This window comes from Pseudarthrobacter sp. NPDC058196, assembly GCF_042882685.1.
Classification (GTDB): Bacteria; Actinomycetota; Actinomycetes; order Actinomycetales; family Micrococcaceae; genus Arthrobacter.
Genome location: NZ_JBHVVN010000010.1, coordinates 1 through 24,213 on the forward strand (window position 1 = coordinate 1; position 24,213 = coordinate 24,213).

The 24,213-nt window shown below is 65.7% G+C and carries 18 protein-coding genes, 1 tRNA gene and 1 rRNA gene; 11 read left to right on the forward strand and 9 right to left on the reverse strand.

Going from position 1 to position 24,213, the window contains the following annotated elements; all coding sequences use genetic code 11:
* Nucleotides 1–90 (forward strand): 5S ribosomal RNA (rrf, locus tag ACFVVC_RS15010); the annotation flags it as partial.
* A 218-nt stretch (nt 91–308) separates the two neighbouring features.
* Nucleotides 309–812 (forward strand): hypothetical protein, encoded by a 504-nt coding sequence (locus ACFVVC_RS15015; RefSeq protein ID WP_387454767.1) that lies wholly within the window; start codon nt 309–311, stop codon nt 810–812.
* On the opposite strand, the gene ACFVVC_RS15020 is transcribed toward ACFVVC_RS15015, so the two are convergent.
* Both ACFVVC_RS15020 and ACFVVC_RS15025 read right to left on the reverse strand, forming a co-directional pair.
* Nucleotides 809–1,849, reverse strand: coding sequence for a LacI family DNA-binding transcriptional regulator (locus ACFVVC_RS15020; protein ID WP_387454770.1), 1,041 nt, complete (start codon nt 1,847–1,849; stop codon nt 809–811). The two genes, ACFVVC_RS15015 and ACFVVC_RS15020, sit on opposite strands and share 4 nt — an antisense overlap.
* Nucleotides 1,850–1,851: 2 nt before the next feature.
* On the reverse strand, nt 1,852–3,594 hold the full coding sequence (locus ACFVVC_RS15025; protein ID WP_387454773.1) for a glycoside hydrolase family 13 protein: 1,743 nt from the start codon (nt 3,592–3,594) through the stop codon (nt 1,852–1,854).
* Nucleotides 3,595–3,744: 150 nt separating this feature from the next.
* Here ACFVVC_RS15025 and ACFVVC_RS15030 point away from each other — a divergent pair, with 150 nt between their 5' ends.
* A complete protein-coding gene (locus tag ACFVVC_RS15030) occupies nt 3,745–5,142 on the forward strand; it encodes an FAD-binding oxidoreductase (protein WP_387454776.1) in 1,398 nt (465 codons plus the stop codon).
* 3 nt (nt 5,143–5,145) lie between these two features.
* On the opposite strand, the gene ACFVVC_RS15035 is transcribed toward ACFVVC_RS15030, so the two are convergent.
* From ACFVVC_RS15035 to ACFVVC_RS15050, 4 genes are all read right to left on the reverse strand, one after another.
* Complete coding sequence (locus ACFVVC_RS15035; RefSeq protein WP_387454780.1) at nt 5,146–6,564, reverse strand: DUF4032 domain-containing protein; 1,419 nt, start codon at nt 6,562–6,564, stop codon at nt 5,146–5,148.
* A 182-nt stretch (nt 6,565–6,746) separates the two neighbouring features.
* A complete protein-coding gene (locus ACFVVC_RS15040) occupies nt 6,747–7,829 on the reverse strand; it encodes an ABC transporter ATP-binding protein (protein WP_018762103.1) in 1,083 nt (360 codons plus the stop codon).
* Nucleotides 7,830–8,048: 219 nt separating this feature from the next.
* Nucleotides 8,049–8,885, reverse strand: a complete 837-nt coding sequence (otsB, locus tag ACFVVC_RS15045) for a trehalose-phosphatase (protein ID WP_387454784.1) — start codon at nt 8,883–8,885, stop codon at nt 8,049–8,051.
* Entirely contained in the window at nt 8,875–10,374 is a 1,500-nt protein-coding gene (locus ACFVVC_RS15050) for a trehalose-6-phosphate synthase (RefSeq protein WP_387454787.1), read from the reverse strand. The genes otsB and ACFVVC_RS15050 overlap by 11 nt, the downstream gene beginning before the upstream one ends.
* A gap of 178 nt (nt 10,375–10,552) precedes the next feature.
* On the opposite strand from ACFVVC_RS15050, the gene ACFVVC_RS15055 reads away from it, so the two are divergent.
* The 5 genes from ACFVVC_RS15055 (at nt 10,553) to ACFVVC_RS15075 (ending at nt 15,762) form a co-directional block, all read left to right on the forward strand.
* Nucleotides 10,553–11,440, forward strand: a complete 888-nt coding sequence (locus tag ACFVVC_RS15055) for a DsbA family protein (RefSeq protein ID WP_387454790.1) — start codon at nt 10,553–10,555, stop codon at nt 11,438–11,440.
* Between the two features lie 151 nt (nt 11,441–11,591).
* Nucleotides 11,592–11,665 (forward strand) — tRNA-Thr (locus ACFVVC_RS15060).
* Nucleotides 11,666–11,784: 119 nt separating this feature from the next.
* On the forward strand, nt 11,785–12,210 hold the full coding sequence (locus tag ACFVVC_RS15065) for a ChaB family protein (RefSeq protein WP_387454793.1): 426 nt from the start codon (nt 11,785–11,787) through the stop codon (nt 12,208–12,210).
* Nucleotides 12,211–12,294: 84 nt separating this feature from the next.
* A complete protein-coding gene (locus tag ACFVVC_RS15070; RefSeq protein ID WP_387454796.1) occupies nt 12,295–14,466 on the forward strand; it encodes an elongation factor G-like protein EF-G2 in 2,172 nt (723 codons plus the stop codon).
* Nucleotides 14,467–14,508: 42 nt separating this feature from the next.
* Nucleotides 14,509–15,762 carry an MFS transporter gene (locus ACFVVC_RS15075; RefSeq protein WP_387454798.1) on the forward strand — a complete coding sequence of 418 codons (1,254 nt, stop codon included), beginning with the start codon at nt 14,509–14,511 and terminating at the stop codon, nt 15,760–15,762.
* Between the two features lie 103 nt (nt 15,763–15,865).
* Here the strand turns inward: ACFVVC_RS15075 and mmsB are convergent, their stop codons facing one another.
* The 3 genes from mmsB to chvE all read right to left on the reverse strand — a co-directional run bounded on the left by mmsB (nt 15,866) and on the right by chvE (nt 19,916).
* Entirely contained in the window at nt 15,866–17,146 is a 1,281-nt protein-coding gene (gene mmsB, locus ACFVVC_RS15080; RefSeq protein WP_387454801.1) for a multiple monosaccharide ABC transporter permease, read from the reverse strand.
* Between the two features lie 4 nt (nt 17,147–17,150).
* Nucleotides 17,151–18,680: a multiple monosaccharide ABC transporter ATP-binding protein gene (gene mmsA / locus ACFVVC_RS15085; RefSeq protein ID WP_387454804.1), complete on the reverse strand. Its 1,530-nt coding sequence runs from the start codon at nt 18,678–18,680 to the stop codon at nt 17,151–17,153.
* 108 nt (nt 18,681–18,788) lie between these two features.
* Complete coding sequence (chvE, locus tag ACFVVC_RS15090) at nt 18,789–19,916, reverse strand: multiple monosaccharide ABC transporter substrate-binding protein (RefSeq protein WP_387454806.1); 1,128 nt, start codon at nt 19,914–19,916, stop codon at nt 18,789–18,791.
* A 270-nt stretch (nt 19,917–20,186) separates the two neighbouring features.
* Between chvE and araB the strand changes: the two genes are divergently transcribed.
* From araB to araA, 3 genes are read left to right on the forward strand one after another with little or no spacing between them, the layout of a single operon-like run.
* The gene (gene araB, locus ACFVVC_RS15095) at nt 20,187–21,935 is read left to right on the forward strand and encodes a ribulokinase (protein WP_387454809.1); all 1,749 of its coding nucleotides are present in this window, start codon (nt 20,187–20,189) and stop codon (nt 21,933–21,935) included.
* Nucleotides 21,932–22,660: an L-ribulose-5-phosphate 4-epimerase gene (locus tag ACFVVC_RS15100; RefSeq protein WP_387454811.1), complete on the forward strand. Its 729-nt coding sequence runs from the start codon at nt 21,932–21,934 to the stop codon at nt 22,658–22,660. The genes araB and ACFVVC_RS15100 overlap by 4 nt, the downstream gene beginning before the upstream one ends.
* 28 nt (nt 22,661–22,688) lie before the next feature.
* Complete coding sequence (gene araA, locus ACFVVC_RS15105; RefSeq protein ID WP_387454814.1) at nt 22,689–24,209, forward strand: L-arabinose isomerase; 1,521 nt, start codon at nt 22,689–22,691, stop codon at nt 24,207–24,209.
* Nucleotides 24,210–24,213 lie beyond the last annotated feature (4 nt).

The following is a 24,213-nucleotide window of genomic DNA, read 5'->3' on the forward strand; positions in this document are numbered from 1 at the left end:
CCCGGTCCCATTCCGAACCCGGAAGCTAAGACCCACAGCGCCGATGGTACTGCACCCGGGAGGGTGTGGGAGAGTAGGACACCGCCGGACACACACCACTGGTCGAGGCCCCAACCACACGGTTGGGGCCTCCCACATTTAAAAACACCACCCCACCAACCACCAACCCCCGCTCACCCCTGACAGGCAAACCACCAACCCCCGCTCACTTCTTGCGGGTCGTCCGGCGACGCCCGCTCACTTCCGGCAGTGGAACGGGGCACCATCCGCTAATAACGAGCGGGTGCCCGCGGGTAGAGTTGTTCCCCATGAGCAGCATCTTCAGCCATGCCCAGGACCCCTTTGAAACGGAGGGAAGTCCCGGTGGCGAATCCCTGGAACCGTTGGTCAACACGGTGGTGGTTCCTGGACCCGTGGCCCGGGCCTTCGCCGGTTTTACGGACCACGCCCACCTGTGGTGGCCGCTGGAGCCGTATGGCGTCTACGGGGCAGCGTCGTATGTCGAATTCGAAGAGAACCTGATCCTTGAGACCTCAGACGACGGACGGTCCAGCATCTGGGGCACCCTTGATGACTGGCAGCCGCCGCTGTCCTTCCACGCCGCGTGGCACCCGGGCACCACTGCGATGTGGTCCACCGAGCTCCTGGTGGCCTTCCGCGCCGTCGACGGCGGGACAGAGGTCCGGGTCGTCCACGACGGCTGGGAGGGCGCCGAGGCCCCTGCCGGTGTCCGGGGGCACTACGTGCAGGCCTGGCCCGTGATCCTCGACAAGTACGCCCGCTTCATGGGCGCCCCGGACGCTGTGGACTAATTTCCGGCTGACGGCACCGCGGTGCTGGTTCGGATCAGGAACTCTGTTGGATACTCCTGGTCTTGGACTGCCGCGGCCGGCTGACCGCCGTCGGAATCCCTGCTCGCATTCAGCAGCGCCAGGGCGGTGGCGGCGGCCAGGTTGCCTTGCCCGCGAGGATCCTGCTTGATGGTGGTGAGGCCAAACGTCTCGCTGAGCTCGTGCCCGTCCATTCCCACGACCGAGAGATCCTGCGGGATCTGCAGGCCGAAGTCGCGCGCGGCGAGCATGATCCCTATGGCCATCTCGTCGGACGCGGCGAACACCGCGGTTGGACGTTCCGCCGCCGTTCCCAGCAGCTGGCGCCCCACCGCGTATGCGCCCTGGATGGTGAAGTCCGCGTTCACCACCCATTCGTCCCGGACAGGCAAGCCTGCCTCGGCCATGGCAGCGGCAAAGCCCTTCTGCCGCAGTTTGGGAAGCTTGAAGTCCCGGTTCAGTCCCGCGTCCCCGGTGATGTGCGCAATCCGGGTATGGCCAAGCCGGATCAGGTGGCCGGCCGCGCGCCTGGCAAGGCCTTCGTCATCGATCCGGATGGTGGAGGCTCCCCGCAGGACACCCCCAATGCCCACAATGGGACGATGCACCGCCAGCAGCTGGCCGATCTCATCCTCGCGAAGGACCAGCGCCACTGCGATGACCGCGTCCAGGCGCTTGCGCAACAGAAAGTCGTTCAGGATGCTGCTGCGCCGCTCAGGTTGCTCGCCCACGTTGTACAGGGTGAGGTCGTACCCGGCATCCAGAAGCGTTTCCGAGACCCCTTCCAGCACTGAGGAGAAATACCAGCGCTGGACATTGGGCACCACCAGCCCAATGTTGCGGTTGCGGCCCGACGCCAGGCTTGATGCGTGGTAAGACGGAACGAACCCGAGCTCCCTGGCCGCCTCCTGCGCCAGGCGGCGGCTTTTTGACGACACATTGGACTTGCCGCTCAGGGCCCGCGAAACGGTGGCCACCGACAGGCCGGCACGGCTGGCAACTTCTTTGATGCCCGCCAACGTCAGTCCGCCGTGGCGTCAGGCCCAAGCTGCAGCCAGGCAGTCTCCCCGGAGGCGAGGGCGCTGCCCATGGATCCCGGCAGGCTGCGGAGGATTACGTGGCCGGCCGGCATCTCCAGCGGCGCATGGTCCAGGTTCATAAGCACCAGCGTAGTGCCGTTCACATAGCCGAGGGAGGACCCGGTGCACCAGTCCTCGGCCCAGGACAGGGATCCCCGGCCCAGGTCCAGTTCCCGGCGCCGGGCCAGGGCTTCGCGGTAGAGGGCCAGGTGCGACGACGGTGATTCCGCCTGCACGTCACGGGCAAGTTCCGCGAAGGACGACGGAATCGGCAGCCAGGGATCGCTCCCGGAGCCGAATCCCAGGTGCTGGTCGTCGGCCCGCCAGGGCAGCGGCACCCGGCAGCCGTCGCGGCCAAGGCGCTGGCCGCCGGTTCGGGCGAACGTCGGGTCCTGCCGCAGGTGGCCGGGGATGTCGATGCCGTCAGGCAGCCCCAACTCTTCTCCCTGGTAGAGGTAGGCGGCCCCGGGCAGCCCCAGCATGAACAGCGAAGCGGCTGCTGCGCGGCGCCGGCCGAGGTCCTCGTCAGGCTGGGGGTCGCCGGCCCCGATGCCGTCGCCGTCACGCGGGCCGTGGCCGTTATAGCCAAACCGGCTGGCATGCCGGACCACGTCGTGGTTGGAGAGGACCCACGTGCTCGGGGCACCCACGCCGTCCAGGACGGTCAGCGAGTCCGTGATGACCGAGCGCAGCCGGTAGACATCCAGCCCGGCATGGAGGTAGGGGAAGTTGAATGCCTGGTGCATCTCGTCCGGCCGGACCCAGTGGGCCAGCCGGTGGAGATCCACGCTCGCCTCGGCGCACAGAATCCGGTCCGGGCCGTATTCGTCCAAGATCTGCCGCCATCTCCGGTAAATATCGTGGACGGCGGGTTGACCGAACATGGGTGCCTCATGGCCTGGGTAGCCGTCGCTGCTGCCGCCGTCGGCACGGCCGCCCCACGCCGGCAGGCCCGGTGCTTTAACCAGTGCGTGGGCCACGTCCACCCGGAAGCCGGACACGCCGCGGTCCAGCCAGAACCGGAGCACCCGCTCGAATTCTGCATGCACTGCCGGGTTGTCCCAGTTGAAGTCCGGCTGGGAGGAGTCGAAGAGGTGCAGGTACCACTGGCCCGGTTCGCCGTCAGGTTCCACCACGCGCGTCCACGCAGGACCGCCGAAGTGTGACTGCCAGTTGTTCGGCGGCTCCTGGCCTTCCGGGCCGGTCCCGTCCCGGAAGATGAACATGTCCCGCTCGGGGCTCCCGGCGGGCGCTGCAAGGGCTGCCCTGAAGGCCGGATGCTGGTCCGAGCAATGGTTAGGTACCAGGTCGACGATGACCCGCAGCCCGAGCCGGTGCGATTCTGCCATCATGACGTCGAAGTCGCCCAGGGTGCCGAAGATCGGGTCCACATCGCAGTAGTCGCTGACGTCGTAGCCCGCATCGCGCTGCGGTGACCGGTAGAAGGGCGAGAGCCAGACGGCGTCCACTCCCAGGTGTGCCAGATGCGGCAGTTCCTGGGTGATCCCCGCCAGGTCGCCCACGCCGTCGCCGTTCAAGTCACGGAACGAACGGGGATACACCTGGTAGATCACGGCGGACCGCCACCAGCCGGGAATGGCGTCAGCGGCGTGGATAAGCGTCAATGGGCCAGCAACGCTTGAAGTGTCCTGGGTCACAGTTTCGACAGACATGACAGTTAGCATAACGGCAGGAAGCGGTTTAAATGAAAACGCTTCCATACTGGATAGACATGCTGTTCAGGGTTATAAGGGTGCGTAATACGCCACATTATGGAAGCGATTACAGTCCGGTAACGGCGGGGCGGTCCGGCGGACGGCGCCTAAACTTGGTGGATGTGTCCGACGACGGGTGGAGGCTTTGTGGGAAGCATCGTGGACGAACTGGAAGCCGTCTTGGCGCCCGGGCAGCTGGATCGAGGCGAGGCTGCACTCCACCGCTACGCCATAGACCAAGCACCGGTCCTGGACTTCCAGCTTCCCCTGGCCGTCGTATTCCCGGAGTCAGTGGCCGATGTCCAGGCCGTAGTGCGGGCTTGCGCGGCCGGACAAGTGGCGATCGTCCCGCGTGGCGCCGGTACAGGAGTGTCCGGGGGAGCGCATGCAACCAGGAACTGCGTCATCCTCTCGCTGGAACGGATGAACCGGATCCTTGCCCTGAACCCGGACGACGAAACGGCCGTGGTGGAGCCCGGCGTCGTCAATGCCGTCCTCAACGAAGCAGCCGCAGCGCATGGCCTCATGTACGCCCCGGACCCCGCAAGTTTCCGCAGCTCCACCATCGGCGGGAACGTGGCCACCAATGCCGGCGGCCTGCGCTGCGCCAAGTACGGGGTCACCAGGGATTCCGTCCTGGCCCTGGACATCATCCTGGCTGACGGCTCCCTGATCCACACCGGCCACCAAACCTTCAAGGGTGTGGCGGGCTACGACCTCACCGGCCTCTTTGTGGGATCCGAAGGAACACTCGGCATCGTCGTGGGCGTCACAGTGCGCTTGAAGTACCTGCCCCGGGAAGTCCACACCGTTGCGGCGTTCTACCCGGACTTCAGGCTCGCCGCCGCGGGCGTCCTGGCCGTGGGCAAGGCGCGCGTCCAGCCCGCCATCATGGAATTGCTCGACGGCGGCACCCTGGCCCAGCTCGACGACATCCACGGCTCAGACCTCACGGCACGCGGAAAATCCCTGCTCCTGGTACAAACAGACGGGTTCGGAGCTGCTGCCGAAGCAGACGTGGTGCGCCAGGTCCTCAGGGCAAGCGGTGCCACGGTCACCACCGAGGCCAGTGCCGAAGCGGAACGGCTGGTGGAGCTCCGGCGGCACAGCCGGGGCACCGAAGTGGACGATGAGTACAGGGTGGGCGAGGACGTCGCAGTGCCGCGGTCGCGGCTGGTGGACTACGTGGCGGCGCTTGAGGCCCTGGCAGCCACCCAGCGGGTGCACCTCAAAGTGGTGGCGCACGCCGGCGACGGCAACCTGCACCCCACCTTCTGGATCGACCGGGAGGGGGACAGTGTTGACGCCGACGCTATGGGACGCCTCCAGGCTGCCCTGGACGAGTCGATCACGGCGGCCTTGGCCATGGGCGGCACCATCACCGGGGAGCACGGCATAGGCCAGTACAAGCTGCGTTGGCTGGGCCAGGAGCAGCCCGGGCCGGTCCGGGAACTGCAGCACCGGATCAAGGACTTGTTCGATCCTGCGGGAATCCTCAATCCGGGGAAGGCGATCTAGGACTCAGTCGTCCGAGTCCGGGTATTCGTCGTCGGACTCATCGGCCCCGTACCGGGATTCCTCGCTTTCCACCTCAAGGATTTTCAGCATCTCGGTATCGGGGTTCAGCATGATCGCTGCCTCGTCCCGACGGTGCCGGAGGATCGAGTCGATGTAGGACTGCACGGCCTCGGCCAGCGGGATGTGGCGCTCCTGCTTTTCCGACATGTACCAGCGGTGTTCCAGGACTTCATGGACCACCTCGGCGTGCTCCAGCTTCCCGGACAGATCGCGCGGGATGGAGCGGACAATCGGCTCGAAGATCTGGCTCACCCACAGGTGCGCGCTGTATTCCTCGTCCATCTCCGGATTGTTGTCCGCACGGAAGGAGTCCATGTCGTTTAGGAGCCGGCGGGCCTGGTTTTCCTGGGCATCCAGGCCGGTAAGCCGCAACAGCCGGCGCTGGTGATGCCCAGCGTCCACCACTTTGGGCTGCAGCTGGATGGTGGCACCGTTCTGCGTGGTCTTGATGGCGTATTCCTCGACGTCGAAGCCGAGCTCGTTCAGGCGCCGGATCCGGGCCCCCACCCGCCAGCGTTCACCGAGTTCGAAAGATTCCTTCTCCGTCAGTTCCGCCCACAGCCGCCGGTAGCTGTCCATGATCAGCTCACTGGTGGCGACCGGGTCCACCTTCTCCTCGATCAGCCCGCCATCGAGCAGGTCCATCAACTCACCGGCGATATTGACCCGGGCTATTTCGAGGTCGTATTCGCGCTGGCCGGTGGACAGGTCCGGGTACAGCTCACCGGTTTCGGCGTCCACCAGGTAGGCGGCGAAAGCGCCGGCATCACGGCGGAACAGGGTATTGGAGAGCGAGACATCGCCCCAGTAGAAGCCGATGAGGTGCAGCCGGACCATCAGGAGTGCCTGGGCGTCGATGAGGCGGGTCAGCGTGTCCTTGCGCAGCATCTGCGAAAACAGTGCGCGGTAGGGCATGGAAAACTTCAGGTGGCGGGTCACCAGGACCGGATTGAGCGGGCGCCCGTCCGGTGTGGTGCGTCCGGTAATCACGGCCACGGGCTCCACGCACGGGACGTCCAGCCGGGCCAGCTTGCGGAGCATGTGGTACTCGTGGCGGGCCACGTGCTCCGACGTTTCCTTGATGGCGATGACCGAGCCGCCCAGGTGGGCGAAGCGCACGATGTGCCTGGAAATACCGCGGGGGAGTGCAGCCAGGTACCGGGCGGGCCACTCCTCCAGGGCAATGTGCCAGGGCAGGTCAAGCAGCTCGGGGTCGGCCGCCGCGGCCGTGATGTTCAGCGATGACGCCACCGAGGCCGCCTTGTTGTCGTCGGCACTTGCCGCCACGAACCGCGGCAGTTTACCGATCTGCGCATAGTCGGTGGGTTCGTCGTGCCACTGGGCGCTGTTTTCCTCGGTCATGGGTCAATTCTTCCGTACGCGGGGCAAGGACGATAAATCTTCGTTAAAGCCCGACGGCGGCCCGCACCTTGATGAAAGGGTGCGGGCCGCCGTCGGTTCCGTGGGGGGGCGGCCGGTTTCGACAGGCTCAACCACCGGCCAACCCGGTGGGTGGGCCCACGCCGGCAGGGTGCCGGTGGGGACTAGTCGCCCAGGCGCAGGCCGGTCTTCGTGTCGAACAGGTGCACGTGGCCGGACTGCGGACGGACGTAGATGACCTCGCCCTTCATCGGGGGACGGCGGCCGTCGACGCGGGCCACGATGTCGTGGTCCTTGCCGTCGAGGGTGGTGTGTCCGTAGACGTAGGCGTCGGCGCCGAGTTCTTCGACGACGTCGACCTCAACCTTCAGGCCCTCACCCTGCGGAGCGGTCTCAAGGTCTTCGGGACGGGAGCCCAAGGTGACCGTGGAGCCGTGCGCCTCTTCGAGGACGTCGCGCGGCACGGGGTACACGGTGCCGCCGAACTGCACGCCGCCGTCGACGACCGGGAGCTCCAGCAGGTTCATGGCGGGGGAGCCGATGAAGCCGGCAACGAAGACGTTCTTGGGACGGTCGTAGAGGTTGCGGGGGGTGTCAACCTGCTGCAGCAGGCCGTCCTTCAGCACTGCCACGCGGTCGCCCATGGTCATGGCCTCAACCTGGTCGTGGGTCACGTAGACGGTGGTGACGCCCAGGCGGCGGGTCAGCGATGCGATCTGGGTGCGGGTCTGGACGCGGAGCTTCGCGTCCAGGTTGGACAGCGGCTCATCCATAAGGAAGACCTGGGGGTTACGGACGATTGCGCGGCCCATGGCAACGCGCTGGCGCTGGCCACCGGAGAGAGCCTTCGGCTTGCGGTCCAGGTACTGCTCAAGGTCAAGAAGCTTGGCGGCTTCACGGACGCGCTCGGCGCGCTCTTCCTTGGAGACGCCGGCGATCTTGAGTGCGAATCCCATGTTGTCCGCAACAGTCATGTGCGGGTACAGGGCGTAGTTCTGGAAGACCATGGCGATGTCGCGGTCCTTCGGCGGCACATCGGTGACGTCGCGGTCACCAATGAGGATGCGGCCTGCGTTGACGTCCTCGAGGCCTGCGAGCATGCGCAGCGAGGTGGACTTACCGCAACCGGAGGGTCCAACGAGGACCAGGAATTCGCCATCGGCGATGTCGATGTTGAGCTTATCGACGGCGGGCTTATCTGTGCCCGGGTACAGACGCGTAGCGTTATCAAAAGTAACTGTAGCCACAGTTATCAATCCCTTCACCGGCAGGTACGTGCCGGACGATCCGTTGTGAATGGTTCATGTTTATTCAGTTGTGTTCCAGCAAAGTGCTCCGGGTCTTTGCCCGGAGCACTCAATGACGCCGCACGGTGTTTGTGCGCCACATCACATCAAAGAGTATGCCAGAGCGGGCTTCCTTTTGTGCAAATGTTACGAACGTCACATGCGGCGTTGGTCACTGCCCTAGCCGGAGGCGGCCTCGGGATCCTCCTCAGCCACGGCGATGCTCCGCTCCTGCAGCAGCACCTCCAGCAGTTCGGCGATGTGCACGGGAGCTTCCACCCGGTACTGGGCCTGGGTGAAATCAAGGCCCACTTTGACCCCCACGTCGCCCGGCTCCAACCTGCCGAATGCGTCCTCGTCCGTCACGTCGTCGCCGGCGAACAGGACGGCGGTGGCGCCGGTGGCCTGCCGAAGGAAGGCGACGCCCTCGCCCTTGGAGGCGTTGACCACAGAGGTCTCCAGGACGCGCTTGCCCTCCTTCAGGAACAGGCCCTTGCGGTCCTGCAGCGACGCGCGGGCGGCCGCCACGGCGTCCTCGGCAACGTCGTCGTCAGCCTGGCGGGTGTGGAGGACGACGCCGGCGGGCTTGTCCTCCAGGGACGTCCCGGGAGCCTCGGCAACGATCTCTGCCAGCACCGCCCGGACTTCGGCGAGAAGCGCTTTCTGGTCCTCCTCCAGTGCCAGCTCAGTGGAACCCGGTCCCAGCCACGCTTCGGCGCCGTGGCTTCCGATGAGGAGGGTGTCCACCGGCGGCGACGCGACCTGCCGCAGGCTGGCGAGGGCACGGCCCGAGATGAGTGCCGTCGTCGTCCGTGGAAGCACCGCAAGTCCGGCGAAGGCTGCTGCCGAGCGGGGCAGCGGCCGCGCGTCCTGTGCGCTGTCCACGATGGGCGCCATGGTGCCGTCGAAATCCATGGCCACCAGCAGGTGCCCGGTTCCGGCGATCCGGCGCAGCGCCTCCCTCAGCTCGGGGGGCAGTGCCAGCGGCCGCTTGGTGCGGTGGCCTTCAGGAGTCATCGCGGACCACCTTTTCATTCAACGCGCGCAGGAAGTCCGCGGACCAGTGGTCGACGTCGTGGTCCAGGATCTGGCGGCGCATGGACCGCATGCGGCGTGAGGCTTCCCGGGGCGTCAGTTCCACCGCGTTCATGATCGTGTTCTTGAGGCCCGCGATATCGTGCGGGTTGACCAGGAGCGCCTGCTTGAGCTGGTCCGCGGCGCCGGCGAATTCGCTCAGGACCAGGGCGCCGTCGTTATTGTTCCGGGCGGTGACGTATTCCTTGGCCACCAAGTTCATCCCGTCCCGGAGGGCGGTGACCAGCATGACGTCCGCGGCCAGGTAGAGGGCCACCATTTCCTCCACCGGGTAGCTGTGGTGCAGGTAGCGGACCGCGGTGTTCTCGAGGGTGTCATAGGTGCCGTTGATGTGGCCCACGGTCCCTTCCACCTCCTCGCGGAGAAGCCGGTACTGTTCCACCCGCTCCCTGCTGGGCGATGCCACCTGGATCAGCGTTGCCTCGCCAACGGTGAGCCGGCCGTCCGCCAGGAGCTCTTCGAAGGCCTTCAGCCGGTGGCGGATGCCCTTGGTGTAATCCAGCCGGTCCACACCCAGCAGGATCGTCTTCGGGTTGCCCAGGTCCTGCCGGATCTGCCGCGCCCGTTCGATGATTTCGGGCCTGGCGGCGAGCTCGCTGATCTGCTTGACGTCGATGGAGATGGGGAAGGCCTGCGCCCTCGCAATGTGCGTGATCCGGCCGTCCTGGCCTTTGACATGCACTTGCTGCTGCTTGACGCTGGCGCCGAGGAACCGGCGGGCCGACCGCATAAAGTTCCCGGCGTCGCTGACGCGCTGGAAGCCCACCAGATCCGCGCCGAGCAGGCCGTCGATGATGGCCTGCCGCCACGGGAGCTGGGCAAAAATTTCCGGCGGCGGGAACGGGATGTGGTTAAAGAACCCGATCCGGAGGTCGGGCCGTGCTTCGCGCAGCATCCGTGGAACCAGCTGCAACTGGTAGTCCTGGACCCAGACGGTGGCGCCGTGGTCCGCGTGCCGCACCACGGCATCGGCGAAGCGGCGGTTGACCTTGCGGTAGGCATCCCACCAGGCCCGGTGGAATTCCGGCGGGGCGATGACGTCGTGGTACAGCGGCCAGAGGGTGGCGTTGGAGAAGCCCTCGTAGTACAGCTCAACATCGTCTGTGCTGAGCTGGACCGGGACCAGGTCCATCCCGCCGTGGCTGAACGGCTTGACGGTCTCGTCAGGTGCTCCGTGCCAGCCCACCCAGGCACCGTCCGTCTTGGTCATCATCGGTGCGAGGGCAGTCACCAGGCCGCCGGGGGACCGCCGCCAGCCGGATTCGTCGCCGCCGTCGGCGGGCGCCACGCGGTCAACCGGCAGCCTATTCGAGACCACCATGAAGTCGTACTTCGTGTGCGCGGCATGGCTGGAATCGGTACCTGCGGCCTGTGCCGTGCCGGCGGGTTTTTCCTGGACGGGTGTTTGCATTGCGGCCCCCTGGGGTTGCTTGTGCCTCTAAGCCACACTAGCCGGACGGAATCATCGGGGCTATTCGCCCGTTGGTCAACCCGGAGGAATGGTTGAAACCGCAAGCTCTCAGTTTTCTCCCCTAAAATGTGGGGGTGCCACCTAGTGGTCCCCCTTCGTCGACCGACCCAAGGAATTCATGAGCCCCGCAAACGAAGAACGTAAGTCCAAGGCTGAGCGAACCGCGGAGGCGCGCGAAAAGGCGCGCCTGATCCGTGAAGCACAGGCAAAAAAGGACAAGCGCAACAAGCTGCTGATCGGCTGGGGCATTGTCGCGGCTGTGGTGGCCATCCTGGTGGTGGTGGCCCTGGTGGTCACCAGCAGCCTGAAGCAGAACGCCCCGATTGCGGATCAGGGGCCCACACCGGCCAACGCCAACATCCATGGCGGCGTTACCCTGCTTGCCAACTCGGATGTGGCCAAGACCGACCCGGCAACCGTGGACGCCAACTCCGTGGGCGATGCACCGAAAACTCCGCCGGCCGAGGTAGCTGCCCCGGGCGCGGAGGCGGAAGCCGGCAAGCCGGTCAAGGTGGTCCTCTACGTCGACTTCATCTGCCCCATCTGCAAGAACTTCGAAACGCAGTACAACGACCAGCTCACGTCCCTGCGCAACGACGGCAAGATCACCGTGGAGTACCGGCCGCTGGGCTTCCTGGACAGCCGGTCCACCACCAACTACTCATCACGCGCCGCCAATGCGGCCGCCTGCGTTGCCAACACCGCGCCGCAGAAGTACGCAGACTACTTCAATGCCCTGTATGCCCAGCAGCCCGCTGAAGGCAGTGCAGGCCTCTCGGACAACGACCTGAAGAAGATGGCCTCCGACATGGGAGTGGACATCGGTTCCTGCGTGGATGACAAGACCTACCGCCCGTACGTGAAGTACACGACGAAAGAAGCCTCGGCCATCGGGGTCAGCGGGACGCCCACCGTCTTCGTCGACGGCAAGCAGTGGGGCAAGGGAGACAGCGCCCAGACGCCGTTCCCGGACTTCCTGCAGGCAGCCATCACCGCCAAGGGCTAAAGGCCAGGAACCTGTGAAAGGGCCCGTTCCGGAACGTATCCGGGGCGGGCCCTTTCCATGTCCGCTGCCGGGGTGCGCCGCGTTTTTACCCCCGGCGGGAGTTGGGCTAACCTTATCTAGCGCCGTGACGGCGCAGGCCCCAAGGGGCCGCGCCTCCTTAGCTCAGTTGGCCAGAGCACCGCTCTTGTAAAGCGGGGGTCGTCGGTTCGAATCCGACAGGGGGCTCCGGTGCGACGGCCCCGGCTTGAGGTTCCAGGAACCCCGGGCCGGGGCTTTACGTTTCTCCGGGGTTAAGCTGGATCCATCCCAATAATCAGCGTGCTGACTAAAGGAGGATGGGTGCCATGCCCAAGACCGGCAAAAATGACCACGCCCGCAAGGAAGAACTCCCCTCGACCCTGCAGCGGTCCGGTCGAAAAGCCCAGGACACGTTCGCCAAGACCTACGATTCGGCCCTCGAGTCCTACGACCACGACGAGGAACGGGCGGCCCGCACGGCGTACGCGTCCCTGAAGCACAGCTACGAAAAGGTGGGCGACCACTGGGAGCCCAAGGAAAACCGCGGTCCGTCGGACAAGCACGCTGAGCAGGGCGTGGGCTCGACCGAACCCACCGCCGGCGGCGTTGACGCCAACGCCTCCAAGGAACACCTCTACACACTGGCCAAGGAACTGGACGTCAAGGGCCGCTCGAGGATGGACAAGGCCCAACTGGTGGAGGCACTCCAAAAGGCGAACGCCAAGGCAACCCGCAAAGCCCGCAGCAAATAGCCTGCACTCTTGCCGTCCCGCCGCACAAGGTGTCGAATCAGAGGATACGTCCGGTCCGGCCGGCAATGATGCCAGGAGGTTCCCATGTCGGTGAAGAGCACCAAGGAGTCAGTGCGGGCGGCGGGCGGCAAGAACGGCCCCGATGCCCGCCGCGCCGATCAAAACGCCGGCATTGCCGCCTCGGACCCTGGCCGAATCCGCAACGTGGCCCTCGTGGGGCACTCCGGCGCCGGAAAGACGATGCTGATCGAGGCGCTGCTCGCCGCCAACGGCATGATCACCCGCAAGGGCTCCATCGTGGACGGAACAACGGTCAGCGACTCCGACCCGGCGGCCGTGCACCAGCAGCGCTCGGTCACGCTGTCCCTGGTGCCGCTGATGGTGGACGACGTCAAAGTGAACCTGATGGACACCCCGGGCTACCCGGACTTCATCGGGGAGCTGCGGGCCGGGCTGCGGGCCTCGGATGCTGCCTTGTTCGTCGTCTCCGCTGTGGACGGCATCGATGCCACCACCACCGCGCTGTGGGGCGAGTGTGAACATGTAAGGCTGCCGCGCGCCGTCGTGATCACCCGGATGGACCATCCGCGCGCAGACTACGGACGGACCCTGGCCGCCTGCCAACAGGCCTTCGGCGACAGCGTCTTGCCACTGTGCGTACCGGTGCAGGGGGACGGGGCTTATGCCGGTTTGCTGGGCCTGCTGTCCCGCGAGGTCACCGATTACTCGTCGGGCGATGCCTCGCCCGCGACCCGCCCGGCCGACCCTGACGAGCTCGTGGCCGCCGGCCCGGCCCGAGGCACCCTTATCGAGGGAATCATCGCCGAAAGCGAAGACGAGACACTCATGGACCGCTACTTGGACGGTGAGGACATCGACCCCGCAGCGCTCGCAACCGACCTTGAAACCGCCGTCGCCCGTGGCTCATTCTTTCCGGTGCTGCCTACGTCCGCCGTCACCGGCCTCGGCACGGCCGAGCTGCTGGAACTGCTGGTCCGTGCTTTCCCGCCGCCGGGAGAGCGCAGCCTGCCGGACATGACCGACCTCGCGGGAGAGCCTGCCGGAAACCTGTCCTGTGACCCGTCCGGTCCGCTTGCCGCGGAGGTGGTGCGGACATCCAATGATCCCTTCCTGGGCCGCATCTGCCTCGTGCGGGTCTTCTCCGGGACCCTGCGTGAAGATTCGCCCGTCCACGTGGGGGGCCACGGCCTGGCCGACCGGGGCCACCAGGACCACGACACCGACGAACGCGTAACCCATATCTACTCGCCGTTGGGTGCCAGCCTGCGTCCCGTGCCCTACTGTGTGGCAGGGGACCTCTGCGCCCTGGCCAAGCTGGGGAGCGCCGAAACGGGAGACACCATTTCCGCGCGGGACATGCCGCTGCTGCTCGCCACCTGGGAAATGCCCGAGCCGCTGCTGCCGGTTGCCGTGGAAGCGGACTCCCGCAGTGACGAGGACGCGCTGGCCCGCAGCCTGGGCAGGATTGCGGCGGGCGATCCCACGCTGAGGGTGGACCGGAACGCCGAAACGCACCAGCTGGTGCTGTGGTGCATGGGTGAGGCGCATGCGGAGGTGGTTCTCGACAGGTTGCGCGAGCAAGGCGTGAAACTCCACACCGTTGACGTGGTGACGCCGCTGCGGGAAACCTTCGCGGCGCCAGCCACAGGCCACGGCCGCCATGTCAAACAATCCGGCGGCCACGGCCAGTACGCCGTGTGCGACATCGAAGTTGAGCCCCTGGAACGCGGTGCCGGGTTCGAATTCGTGGATAAGACCGTGGGTGGCGTCATTCCGGGAACGTTCATCCCCTCGATCGAGAAAGGCGTCCGGGCGCAGATGGAGCGGGGCGTCTCCGCAGGCTTCCCCGTTGTGGACCTGCGGGTGACCGTGGTGGGCGGCAAGGCCCACAGCGTGGATTCATCCGACGCCGCCTTCCAGTCAGCGGGGGCCCTGGCGCTCCGCGAAGCCGCGGCGGCGGGAAAGATCCAGCTCCTCGAACCGGTGTCCGCGGTGGCCATCACGGTCTCGGACGAGCACGTGGGGACGGTCATGAGCGACTTGTCCGGCCGCCGCGGGCGCCTGACCGGCACCAATTCGTCCGGCCAAGGCCTCACCGAGATCAGTGCCGAAGTTCCGGACCAGGAACTCTTGAGGTACGCGGTGGAGCTGCGCGCCTTGACCGCCGGCACCGGCAGGTTCTACCGGCACTACCTGCGCCACGAACCGGTGCCATCGAATTTCAGCCCCTCCTGATCCCGCCCGGGCAGGAACATCGCCAAGGAACGCCGGCCCCCCGTGAACGCCGCTACCCGAAAAATCCAGAACATCTACCTGACGTTGACGCTGGGCAATACCCTCGCGGCGTCGTTTATCTGGGGCATCAACACACTGTTCCTGCTCGATGCGGGCCTGAACAACTTTGAGGCCTTCGCCGCGAACGCGTTCTTCACGGCAGGCATGGTGCTCTTCGAAGTACCCACCGGGGTGGTCGCGGACAGTTGGGGGCGACGGGTGTCCTTCCTGCTGGGGACCGTTACCCTGGCCGGGTCCACTTTCCTCTATTACCTGCTCTGGCAGTTGTCCGCGCCGTTCTGGTGGTGGGCGGCCGTTTCGGCGCTGCTGGGGCTCGGGTTTACCTTCTTCTCCGGCGCGGTAGAAGCCTGGCTGGTGGATGCCCTTCACTTCACCGGCTACGAGGGAACCCTCGAAGCCGTCCTGGGCCGCGGCCAGATGGTTTCCGGCATCGCCATGCTGGGTGGCTCCGTGGCAGGCGGGGTGATCGCGCAGGCCACCAACCTGGGCGTGCCGTTCCTGCTGCGCGTCGCGGTGCTGGTGGCAATGTTCGCGGTTGCGTTCCTTCTCATGCACGACGTCGGCTTCACGCCTGAGCGCTCGGCCCACCCGTTGCAGGCCACCCGGGCGGTCCTTCGGGCTTCGCTGGATGGGGGGCTGAGGAATCCGCCCGTGAGGTACATGATGCTGGCCGCGCCCTTCACCGAAGGCGTGGGCTTCTACGTCTTCTATGCCCTCCAGCCCTACCTGCTGCAACTCTTCGGCGATCCGAGGGCCTACGCCATCGCGGGCCTGGCCGCGGCCATTGTGGCCGGGGCCGACATTGTGGGCGGCTGGCTGGCGCCGCAGGTCCGGAAGCTGGTGCACCGGCGCACCACCGTGCTGATTGGCTCCAACATCATCAGCTCGGTGGTCCTGGTGGTCCTGCTGGCAACCAACGTCTTTTGGCTGGCGCTGGTGCTTCTGGCGCTCTGGGCCGTGGTGGCTTCCGCCGGCACCCCGGTCCGCCAGGCCTACCTCAATGACATGATCGCCTCCCAGCAGCGGGCCACCGTCCTGAGCTTCGCCTCGCTCATGGGCTCAAGCGGCGGGGTGGTGGTGCAACCGTTGCTCGGCAGGGCAGCGGACCTTTACGGCTACCCTGCCTCCTTGGCCATGAGTGGCGCTGTGCAGCTGCTGGCGGCGCCATTCATCCTGCTGAGCCGGCGCCGGCACTCACCGGCGGATGCCGGGACGGGCCTGGCGGCCGCGCCCTGACCGGCTACGGGACGCACACACCGAAGGCCCCTGGCCCCGGACTGTATGCGTCCGGGGCCGGGAGCCTTCGAAGGAACTGCCTGCCAGGTGGCCGAAGCCGGTCCTACTTGACGCCTGCCTCCATGGTTTCGCTGGCCACCGGCGTCAGTTTTTCTTCCGCGGGCGGGGGAGTGGTCTTCAACCTGAACCGCTTTCCAAGGTCGCTGCCGCCGCCGCTGCGGTTTTTGTTGAAGATGTCGAAACCGACGGCGACCAAGAGCACCAGGCCCTTGATCAGCTGCTGGTAGTCCGTGCCCAAGCCCAGGATGGACATGCCGTTGTTGAGCACACCCATGATGAGTCCGCCGATCATGGCACCGGCAACAGTGCCGATGCCGCCGGTGACGGCCGCACCGCCAATGAATGCCGCAGCGATCGAATCCAGTTCGAAGCCGGTTCCGCCCGCCGGCTGGGCCGAGTTGAGCCGGGCCGTGAAGACCAGGCCCGCCAAGGCGGCGAGCACGCCCATGTTCACGAAGAGCCGGAACGTCACGGCCTTGGTCTTGATGCCGGACAGTTCAGCTGCATGCAGGTTGCCGCCGATTGCATAGGTGTGCCGGCCGAAAACGCTGTTGTTCATCAGTGCCGTGTACGCGATCACCAGGGCGGCCAGGACCACCAGGACGATCGGCGTGCCCCGGTACGACGCCAGCAGGAAGGTGATGATGAGCATCAGCAGCGCGGTGAAAGCGGTCTTGATGACGAACCACACCAGGGGTTCGCTTTCGAGGTCGAACTTCCTGCGGATGCGGCGTTCCTTCAGGGCCTGGATCAGGAGTGCCACGGTGGCGCCCACGCCAAGGATGACCGTGAGCCATTCCAGTACCGACGTGCCGCCGGAAAGGTCCGGGAGGAAACCCCCGCCCAAGGCCCGCAGTTCCGCGGGGAACGGCGTGATCTGCTGGTTCTTCAGGGTGATGAGCGTCAGGCCGCGGAAGATCAGCATGCCTGCCAGCGTGACGATGAAGGCCGGGATCCCCACGTAGGCGATCCAGTACCCTTGCCAGGCCCCGACGAGCGCGCCGACCAGAAGGCACGCAGGGATGGCAGCCCACCATGGCCAGCCCCAGTGCACGATCATGACGCCGGCGACGGCACCGATGAATCCCGCCACCGAGCCGACGGACAGGTCGATGTGGCCTGCGATGATCACCATCACCATGCCGATGGCCAGGATGAGGATGTAACTGTTCTGGACCACCAGGTTGGTGACGTTCTGCGGCTCGAGCAGGATCCCGCCGGTCAGTCCCTGGAACAGGAGGACGATGAGGATCAGGGCAACGAAGATGCCAACTTGGCGGAGGCGGCTTGTGAGGAATCCGAGCGATTCTCTTAAGGCTGACATTTCGCTATTCCTTCTCTTTGGTCATGTAGTGCATCAGGGATTCCTGGGTGGCCTCGGCGATGGGCACTTCACCGGTGATGTGGCCGGCGGCGAGGGTGTAGATGCGGTCGCAGATACCCAGGAGTTCGGGAAGTTCCGAGGAAATGACGATCACGGCCTTTCCTTCGGCCGCGAGCCTGGCAATGATCGTGTAGATCTCAAACTTGGCGCCGACGTCGATCCCGCGGGTGGGTTCATCGAGGATGAGGACGTCCGGGTCGGAGAACATCCATTTGCTCAGCACCACCTTCTGCTGGTTGCCGCCGGAGAGCTTCCCGGTGATGGCGGCCACGGAGGGTGCCTTGATGTTCATGCTGGTGCGGTAGCCGTTGGCCACCACTGTCTCCTGGTTCTTGTCGACGAAGCCGCGCTTGGCGAGCTTGCGCAGCGATGCCAGCGAGATGTTGCGCTTGATGTCTTCGATCAGGTTCAGGCCGTAGTGCTTGCGGTCCTCGGTGGCGTAGGCAATGCCGTGCCTGATCGCGTCAGAGACGGTGGCCGTGTTGATCTCCTCGCCGTACTTGTAAACCTTGCCCGAGGTGGCGGTGCCGTAGGTGCGGCCGAACACGCTCATGGCCAGTTCCGTCCGGCCGGCACCCATGAGCCCGGCAAGGCCTACGACTTCGCCTTTCCTGACGTGCAGGTTGGCGTTGCTTACCACCATCCGGGCGTGGTCCTGCGGGTGGCGGACGGACCAGTCTTCGATCCGGAGGACTTCCTCGCCGATATTCGGCTCGCGTTCCGGGTAGAGGCTCTCCAGGTCGCGGCCCACCATGCCGCGGATGATCCGTTCCTGGGTGATCTGGCCTTCATCGAGCCGTAGGGTCTCGATGGTCTTGCCATCCCGGATGATGGTGACGGCATCCGCCACCTTGCGGATCTCGTTGAGCTTGTGGCTGATGATGATGCTGGTGACGCCTTGGCCCTTCAAGTGGAGGATCAGGTCCAGCAGGTGGCCGGAGTCCTCGTCGTTGAGGGCGGCTGTTGGCTCGTCCAGGATGAGGAGTTTCACTTCCTTGGACAGCGCCTTGGCGATTTCCACGAGCTGCTGCTTGCCCACGCTGATGTGCTGCACGGGAGTGACGGGGTTTTCGTCGAGCCCCACCCGGGCCAGCAGTTTTGCTGCCTCCAGATTGGTCTTCCGCCAGTCCACCCATCCGTTGGTGGCCTGTTCGTTGCCCAGATAGATGTTCTCGGCGATGGAGAGGTACGGGCTCAGCGCCAGTTCCTGGTGGATGATCACGATGCCGCGCTTCTCGCTGTCCGAGATGCTCGAGAAGGTGCAGGGTTCGTTTTCGAAGAGGATTTCCCCGTCGAAGGTGTTGTGCGCATATACGCCGGACAACACCTTCATGAGCGTTGATTTGCCGGCGCCGTTTTCACCGCAGATGGCGTGGACTTCTCCACGGTTCACATCCAGCGTGACATCCTGCAGCGCTTTGACGCCCGGGAACGTCTTGGTGATTCCTCGCATTTGAAGAATGGGTGTTTTCATCGTCAATTCCCACTGACTGGTCGAAAGCTGGGCCTTCCTGCTGCTGCAGGAGGTTGCGGGAGGGGCTGTGGCCGGATGGAGGTCCGGCCACAGCCCCCCGGACGCTGACTACTTGACGTCGGAGTCCTTGTAGTAACCCGAGTCGATCAGTTCCTTCTTGTAGTTGTCCTTGGTGATGATCACGGACTTCAGCAGGTAAGCCGGGACAACCTTGACCTTGTTGTTGTAGGTCTTGGTGTCATTGGTTTCCGGTTCCTGGCCCTTGAGGACGGCGTCGACCATCTTGACGGCCTGGGCACCCAGCTGGCGGGTGTCCTTGAAGATGGTGGAGTACTGCTCGCCGGCAATGATCGACTTCACGGAGCCCTTCTCGGCATCCTGGCCGGTGACTACCGGCAGGGTTCCCTTGGCGTAGCCGCCGGTGCTGGTGAGGGCCGAGATGATGCCGATGGACAGTCCGTCATACGGGGACAGGACACCGTTCAGCTTGGTGCCCGAGCTGTACGCGGACGTGAGGATATCCTCCATGCGCTTCTGCGCCACGGGTGCCTGCCAGCGAAGGATCGCGGCCTGCTCGAACTTGGTCTGGCCGCTGGGGACCTTCAGGGTGCCCGCGTCCATGTACGGCTTGAGGGTGTCCATGGCGCCGGTCCAGAAGAAGTTGGCGTTGTTGTCGTCGGGGCTTCCGGCGAAGAGTTCGACGTTGAACGGACCCTTGCCGTCCACTTTCTTGCCACTGGCGTCAAGGAGGCCCAGGCCGGTCAGCAGCGAGGTGGCCTGCTGGACGCCGACCGTGTAGTTGTCGAACGTGGTGTAGTAGTCCACGTTCGGGGTGCCGTTGATGAGGCGGTCGTACGCGATCACCTTGACGTTCTGCTCCTTGGCCTTGGCCAGGACATCGGTCAGGGTGGTGCCATCGATGGCCGCGATGATCAGCGCCTTGGCACCCTTGGTCAGCATGTTTTCGATCTGCGACACCTGGGTTGGGATGTCGTCATTGGCGAACTGGAGGTCTGTCTTGTAGCCAAGGTCCTTGAGGGACTTCTCGACGTTGGCGCCATCGGCAATCCAGCGCTCGGATGTCTGTGTGGGCATCGAGATCCCAACCAGCGAGTCGGCGGGCTTGCCCGCGCTGCTGGGTTCCGTTGCCGCGCCACGTGAGCCGCAACCAGTGGCGCCCACCGTCAGCGCGAGGACAAGGGCCACCGCGCCCACGATTTTTTTGATTCTCACCATTTTCTCCTTCCGCGGCAGCACTGCCGCGAAGTGTTATTGGACGAGGCAGCAGCGATGCTCCCTGGTCCCGGCCACATTGTTGATGTGTCGGTTCAATATAGACTGATTTGTGAACGCTAACAAGAGGCGGCTCCCAAGTGCTTGAAACCTGCTTCGGGTTCATTGACTTCTGCTTTGTTAGCGTTCACACTTGCTGCAGCGCTTAGCTCGACCTTGACCCCTAGACAACCCCGGCAATGAGGCCCCTGCCTCCCGGGCGGAGGCAACCGAATGCCAGATACACCCTTCAGTTCCAGCCCCGACCATTGCGTCATCGGTGTGGACTACGGAACACTTTCCGGCCGCGCCGTGGTGGTGCGTGTCCGCGACGGCAAGGAGCTTGGAAGCGCGGTCCATGCGTATCCGCACGCCGTAGTCACCGACGTCCTGCCACGTGACACAGCGGGCGACGACGGGGCCCGGCTTCCCGGGGAATGGGCACTCCAGGTGCCCAACGACTACCGGGAGGTCCTTCGCACCGCGGTCCCGGCAGCTGTGGCTGACGCGGGGATCGACCCGGCGGACGTCGTCGGTATTGCCACGGACTTCACCGCCTGCACCATGGTGCCCGTCAAGGCCGACGGCACCCCACTGAACGAACTGCCGGGCTATGCCAACCGGCCGCACGCCTACGTGAAACTTTGGCGCCACCACGCCGCCCAAGGCCAGGCCGACCGGATCAACCGGCTCGCCGCAGAACGGGGCGAGGACTGGCTTCCCCGCTACGGTGGCCTGATCTCATCGGAGTGGGAGTTCGCCAAGGGGCTGCAGCTGCTGGAAGAGGACCCCGAAGCCTACTCCGCCATGGACCGCTGGGTGGAGGCGGCGGACTGGATCGTGTGGCAGCTGTGCGGCCGGTATGTGCGCAATGCCTGCACGGCCGGCTACAAGGGCATCTACCAGGACGGACGCTACCCGTCCGAGGATTTCCTGGCCGCACTGAACCCGGACTTCAAGGACTTCGTCAGCTCCAAGCTCGAGCACACCATCGGACAGCTGGGTGACGCCGCCGGCACACTGACCGCGGAGGCCGCAGCCTGGACCGGGCTGCCGGAGGGCATCGCCGTGGCGGTGGGAAACGTTGACGCGCACGTGACGGCCCCGGCAGCGAAGGCGGTGGAACCCGGCCAGCTGGTGGCCATCATGGGCACCTCCACCTGTCACGTCATGAACGGCACGGAACTGCGCGAAGTACCGGGAATGTGCGGGGCCGTTGACGGCGGCATCGTCCCCGGCCTGTGGGGCTACGAGGCGGGCCAGTCGGGTGTGGGAGACATCTTCGGCTGGTTCACCACGCATGGCGTCCCGCCCGAATACCACCAGGCGGCACAGGCGGCGGGGCTGGGGATCCACGAGTACCTCACCGAACTGGCAACCCGGCAGGTTATCGGAGAGCACGGCCTGGTAGCCCTGGACTGGCACTCGGGCAACCGCTCCGTGCTGGTGGACCATGAGCTTTCCGGCATCGTGGTGGGCCAGACCCTCGCCACCAGGCCCGAGGACACCTACCGGGCGCTGCTGGAGGCCACCGCGTTCGGCACCCGCACGATTGTTGACGCTTTCCGCGATGCAGGGGTCCCGGTCAAGGAATTCATCGTGGCGGGCGGCCTCCTGAAGAACAAACTGCTGATGCAGATCTATGCGGACGCCACCGGCCTGCAGCTCTCCACCATCGGCTCAGAGCAGGGGCCGGCCCTGGGGTCGGCGATCCACGCCGCCGTCGCGGCCGGGCGCTACGCGGATATCCGCGAAGCATCCGCCGCCATGGGGGCCGAACCCGGTGAGGTCTTCACGCCGATCCCGGAAAACGTGGCCGCGTACGAGGAACTCTTCCAGGAGTACAAAACCCTCCACGACTACTTTGGCCGCGGCAACAACGACGTGATGCACCGGCTTAAGGCCATCCAGCGACGGGCCGCAAGCGCAGTGCTGCCCGGGACGGGCTCCGCCGTCCCCTCTGCCATGGAGGTATCCGCATGAGCGTCCGGCAAGGAACCGAAGCCGCAATCCTGGAAACCATCGCCCGGATCCGGGAGGACGTGTGCGCCCTGCACGCTGAGCTGACGCGCTACGAACTGGTGGTGTGGACCGCGGGCAACGTCTCGGCCCGGGTGCCCGGCACCGACCTCATGGTCATCAAACCGTCCGGTGTCAGCTACCAGGACCTGACCCCGGAGCAAATGGTGGTGACCGACCTGCATGGCACGCCCGTGCGGGGCACCAATGTTGGTGGCGGGGGTACTGTCGATTGGGGCAACCCGCCGCTCTCGCCGTCGTCCGACACCGCCGCGCACGCCTACGTGTACCGGCACATGCCCGAGGTGGGCGGTGTGGTGCATACGCACTCCACCTACGCCACCGCGTGGGCCGCACGGGGTGAGGCCATCCCCTGTGTGCTCACCATGATGGGGGATGAGTTCGGCGGTTCCATCCCGGTGGGCCCGTTCGCGCTGATCGGCGACGATTCGATTGGCCACGGCATCGTGGAAACCCTTAAGAACTCGAACTCGCCGGCGGTCCTGATGCAGAACCACGGCCCCTTCACCATCGGCAAGGACGCCCGCTCCGCCGTGAAGGCCGCCGTGATGTGCGAGGAAGTGGCCCGCACTGTCCATATCTCGCGGCAGCTGGGTGAACCCCTTCCGATCGATGAACGCGATATCGACTCGCTCTACGCCCGGTACCAGAACGTCTACGGGCAGTAAAACCCCAAACTTTTTGACAGGAGTACGCATGAATACCGCAGCCAACACCTCCCTCGACGGCTACGAGGTCTGGTTCCTCACCGGCAGCCAGCACCTGTACGGCGAAGAAGTCCTCAAGCAGGTGGCCGCCCAGTCCCAGGAGATCGCCAACCAGCTCAACGCATCCGCTGCCGTCCCGGTGCGGATCGTGTGGAAGCCGGTCCTGACCGACTCGGACGCCATCCGCCGGACCGCGCTGGAAGCCAACGCAGACGACTCGGTCATCGGCGTGACGGCCTGGATGCACACCTTCAGCCCCGCCAAGATGTGGATCCAGGGCCTGGACCTGCTGCGCAAGCCCTTGCTGCACCTGCACACCCAGGCCAACCGGGACCTGCCCTGGGCGGACATCGACTTCGACTTCATGAACCTAAACCAGGCCGCGCACGGCGACCGCGAGTTCGGATACATCCAGTCCCGCCTGGGCATCGCCCGGAAGACCGTCGTCGGGCACGTCTCCAACCCCGAGGTGGCACGCCAGGTGGGGTCCTGGCAGCGCGCCGCCGCCGGCTGGGCCGCCGTCCGCACCCTGAAGCTCACCCGCTTCGGCGACAACATGCGCAACGTCGCCGTCACCGAAGGCGACAAGACCGAGGCCGAGCTGCGCTTCGGCGTCGCCGTGAACACGTGGTCCGTCAACGAGCTCGCCGACGCGGTGCACGGCGCAGCGGAGTCCGACGTCGACGCCCTGGTGGCTGAATACGAGGACCTTTACGACGTGGTGCCGGAGCTCCGCGCAGGCGCGGCCAGGCACGAATCCCTGCGGTACGGCGCCCGGATCGAACTGGGCCTGCGCAGCTTCCTCGAGGCGAACGGTTCGGCCGCGTTCACCACCTCCTTCGAGGACCTTGGGGCCCTTCGCCAGCTTCCCGGCCTCGCCGTGCAGCGGCTCATGGCCGCCGGGTACGGCTTTGGCGCCGAAGGCGACTGGAAGACCGCCATCCTGGTACGCGCCGCCAAGGTGATGGGTGCCGGGCTGCCCGGCGGCGCCTCCCTGATGGAGGACTACACCTACCATCTGGAACCGGGCTCGGAGAAGATCCTGGGCGCGCACATGCTCGAAGTGTGCCCCTCGCTGACCGCTGCAAAGCCGCGGCTGGAAATCCACCCTCTGGGCATCGGAGGCAAGGAAGATCCCGTCCGCCTGGTGTTCGACGCCGATGCCTCGCCAGGCGTCGTCGTCGCCCTGTCCGACATGCGCGACCGCTTCCGCCTGGTGGCCAACGCCGTCGACGTGGTTCCCCTGGATCAGCCGCTGCCCAACCTCCCCGTGGCCCGCGCGCTCTGGCAGCCGAAGCCGGACTTCGCCACGTCCGCCGCCGCCTGGCTCACCGCCGGCGCCGCCCACCACACCGTGCTCTCCACCCAGGTGGGCATGGACGTCTTCGAAGACTTCGCCGAGATCGCCAAGACCGAACTCCTGACCATCGACGACGCCACCACCATCCGCCAGTTCAAGAAGGACCTGAACTGGAACGCCGCCTACTACAGACTCGCCGGCGGGATCTGATTCG